The sequence below is a fragment of the Dysgonomonas sp. 521 genome, assembly GCF_010501055.1.
Classification (GTDB): Bacteria; Bacteroidota; Bacteroidia; order Bacteroidales; family Dysgonomonadaceae; genus Dysgonomonas.
Genome location: NZ_QVMO01000165.1, coordinates 1 through 4,366 on the forward strand (window position 1 = coordinate 1; position 4,366 = coordinate 4,366).

General features: G+C 39.8%; 2 protein-coding genes. Both read right to left on the bottom strand.

The genetic code is table 11. The features are described 5' to 3' along the window. Positions 1–237: 237 nt before the first annotated feature. Complete coding sequence (locus D0T84_RS21460) at positions 238–642, bottom strand: septal ring lytic transglycosylase RlpA family protein (protein ID WP_163309974.1); 405 nt, start codon at positions 640–642, stop codon at positions 238–240. 1 nt (position 643) lies between these two features. Then, positions 644–3,613 (bottom strand): PEP/pyruvate-binding domain-containing protein, encoded by a 2,970-nt coding sequence (locus tag D0T84_RS21465; RefSeq protein WP_163309975.1) that lies wholly within the window; start codon positions 3,611–3,613, stop codon positions 644–646. Positions 3,614–4,366 lie beyond the last annotated feature (753 nt).

Consider the following 4,366-nt stretch of genomic DNA (forward strand, 5'->3'; position numbering starts at 1 on the left):
GTTGCTTTCATCAGGCTCAATCTGTACGTAAAGATAGATTTGCAGTACTGGCTCGACAATCCATTCCTTGAACCTCCTGAACCAGCTCCCGAATATCGGCAGGGGGTCCTTTTTCCAGAATATAGCTGAACCATCGCCTGAACATATTTGCAAGCCGGCATTTGGAAATGCTATTTTTATTTAGGACAGTATTGTACAATCTCTAATCTAAACAAGCAAAGTGACTTATAATGAACACTATTTAGCTCTGGTTATTTTGGTAACATTCAAACTATCTGATCGGTTTATATTTTCTTTATTATTATACTCCGAAATTTCCACCTTTATCAGGCCTTGATGCAACATATCCAGCTCTTTTGCAGCAGCATAAGACAAATCTATTATACACTTCTTCCTAAAAGGCCCTCTGTCGATAACCCTCACTATCACCTCATTACCGTTCACTAAACTCTTCACTCTCAACATTGTACTAAAGGGATAAGTCTTGTGCGCACATACCATACTATCCTTTCTATACCTCTCTCCACTAGCCGTTTTCCTGTTATTAAATTTTTTGCCATAGTATGTAGCCAGACCCGTATTCTGAGCCTTAACTGCAAATGCAAGCAGTATAAATATGAATGATATAATTACTTTCCTCATATTACTTATTACTATTTTCCGGTTTTAATACAGTACCGATATTCTTCTTTCCATTTATCTTTATAACCATTGGGCTCGTAAATTGCACATGGCGTATATACTTTGTTTCAAATACTGCTGGTTGCTTGTTCAGATAGTCTTCATCGAATAACCCTTCATTCGAAACAAACGGGTTGATTGAAAAATAACCCACTCCGAATGATGTCAGGTTTTGAAAAAAATGTGTACCCTGACTTGGCTCTATTTTATAGTTGTTCAATGTCAGCTCCACTAATACCTGAGCATTCGATATTTGAGGCCATTTTACAGGAATACCCAACCAAGGGTCGCTACTACCCCACCTTCCGGGGCCAACTAAAACATAATTCTTTTCCTTCTCTAAGAAATCAGCATTCAGCTTATCAATCTCAACAGCTATTTCTGTATTATTTACAGCGTTGAAATCCATTGTTTTCACATAAACAATATCATATACATCACATATAACACCATGCCCTAATGCACTGTTCGAATGCAGTATCTCATCCTCAGGCTTTATCCGTGACAAATCTTCTATCTGTAGTTCCTTATTTTGTACAATAGGCCTGATTTGCAGCAGATAAAATATACCTTCCCCTTTATCTTTCAAGTCAACGGCAAATTCAATTTCCACCGCACGTCCCATTTCAGTCTGTCCGATCTTCAATACCAACTGCAATATCTCCGACAAAGGAAAGATATTGTGTTGCAATACGTTAGCAAAGGAGATTATCTTACGCCCACTGTCATAATAACCATCGTATATAACCTGGTCTACAGGGTCGTATGTAGATGAAATATACCTTATCGAATCATCCTTCTCAGCATCCTTTATATTTAATTTAAGAAGGTTAAAACCATCGTTTGTAGAAAACTCCTTCTGAACATTCGTTGTATCCAAGGCATAGAAAAAGCGCTGTGTATCCCTTAATGCCAAATCAACTGAGCTTAATTGCACTACATTATGAGGATGCGCCGGAGAAAAACGGAGGTTAACCCCTCCTTCCACTATATATTTACCCAAACCCAATACGATATTGGCAATACCTTCTTCCGCTTTTTCGTTACCTACCGGATAGAAATTCAAAGAACGGGCAACACCCGATATCGTCGGATAAAAATGGTCGCCATAGCTTGTACCTACAGCCTCTTGCAATACTATCGCCATTTTTTCCTGATCTATCAGGTTCTGGGTAGCGGTCATATACGTTTTGCTATCCCTGTAGAAAACAGATGCATATACGGCCTTTATTGCCTTACTTAGCAAACCCAGTGTTTCATACTTGTCGCTCATCAGAGGAATCATATAAGTAGAATATACCCCGGCAAAAGGCTGATAATGCGAATCCTCCAACAAGCTGGAAGAACGAACGGCTATAGGAGCACCTATTACATCCAGAAATACCATAAAATCCTCGATAAGACGATCCGGTAATCCTGCTTTCAGGAAGTAGCGTAAGATCTCATCATCAGGCTTGTCGGACAAGGCTATCGGATACAGGTCGTTCGTCTCCATAAACTCGTCAAAAATGTCTGTACAAAGCACAACGGTCTTTGGTATCCTAACCGGTATATTATCGTCTTCGTTCAATTCCAGATGCTCTTTCACTATATTGTCCATAAAGGCTATACTACGCCCCTTTCCTCCAATAGAGCCATCTCCCATTCGCGCAAAGTTTGAAAACTCATCAAACCTGTCTTTATCAAATTTGGCAACGATTCCGGAATTCTTTACCTTACGATATTTAATAATCATATCGTATATGATCTGGCGGGCTTCATCCATGCTGCTAAATTCTGTAACATCGATCTTTTTCAGCCACTCTGCCAAAGGGAACATAGCCCGGGAATAGAAAAAGCGCGAAAAATGATCGTGCGACAGATGGTACTCCAAAGATTCGGCCGGAATATTGAATATATTCTTTTGCATATCCTTTAAATTCCGGATGCGCAGAATCTCCTCCTTTGTTTCCGGATTGACGATAATGAAATCGCCAAAACCAAAGTTATTAACCACCTGCTTCCTCAAATCGCGCGGAAAACTCTTCGAATTCTTATCAATAAAGTTGCAATGGAGTTCATCCGCATATTGCTTATTCCCTATTTCGGAAGACGTAAATACAATCGGTGCAAAGCGCCCCTGTTTCCTTACCCATTTGGCAAAATTATATCCGGCCAGCCTGTCCTTTTCGCCGGCATGGGCATAGCTCATATCCGTTACAATGCCCAGTATGTTATTGTAATATTTTGTATAAATATCCACAGCTTCTTCGTACGTACGCGCCAGCATAATTTTAGGGCGTCCGCGCATACGCAACATTTGCTGATGTTCATTCAGCGCTTCTTTCGAAAATTGTTTCGACTCTTCCATTACTATTTTAAATAGCGTAGGCAAAGCCGATGAGTAAAAACGCACCGAATCTTCAATTAACAATATGATCTGCACCCCTACGCTCTCCGTATCATGCTCCACGTTCATGGCATCTTCCATCAGCTTGATGATAGCCAATAAAAGATCTGGATTACCTAACCAGCTGAACACATAATCCACACCCGACAGGTTTTCCTGCGACAATCTTTTAGAAACCTCACGGGAAAAGGGAGTCAACACTACGAATGGGGTATCAGGATAGAGTTCTTTCACATGCTTCGCAGTAGAAAACATATCCGTTTCGTCCATATTAGGCATCTGAATGATTAATTCATAATGATTCTCACTCAGCTCCCTTACAGCATCCTCCTCTGATACTACTTGTGTAAACCGTGGTGGATAATTCAGGTTCAGAGAAGTGTATTCATTGAATATCTGCTCATCGATACGCCCGTCATCTTCCAGCATAAACGAATCGTATTTCGTAGCAATCAGCAAAACATTGAAAATACGCTTGGTCATTAAGTTGGCGAATGATGTATCCTTAAACCTGAACGCTTTTATATCGGGTAATTTCTCCATAATTATACTATTTTGTGATGACAAATATAGTGAAGCCATTTTTACTTTTTACCTCTTTCTGTTAAAAGTTTATAGAATGGAAGCCAACTATTATCGAAAAAGTGACAACCAACGGTCACAGAAGCGAAACGTATGTAAAAGTGACTATCCTGAATAAATAAACATATATTGATATACAATCACTTACTAAAAAAAGTGACAAAAGTGCTAAGTATATGACAAAAAATATACACTATCATTCTAACCCTTCCCCCTTCGGGTACTTCCCTTTATCAAAAGGGAAGAGTGCCTGCCGGATCAAACAGCGTCTATCTTCGCTTTACGACTCTCCCCTCGCTTCTCCCTCTCCTTTTGGGGAGGGCTGGGGTGGGGTCGGGAGTGCCCAGAGGGCGAGGGGTTGAACCATAATATTATATTTTTTGTCATGTACTGTGCAAAAGTGACTCTTTACCTGTTTCTTCATGTTACTTTTTTCTATCTATTTCAAAGAACCCCTTTGTTATATTAGATAATCTTAATTCAAAAAGATATACAGGCATGAATAATTAATAATACAATTTTTGTTTGTAGGGATGTATTACATGCACCTGCTTCTCGAATTTTGCCTTCGGGCGTATGCAATACGTCCTTACTTTCAATTAAGACATTCCATCAGAACAATCGAGTAGGAGGAAAATGAAATAGTTTCCTCCTATTTCATTTTCCGACCTCTCACACCACCACGCATGCCGTTCGGCACGTGGCGGTTCCTTA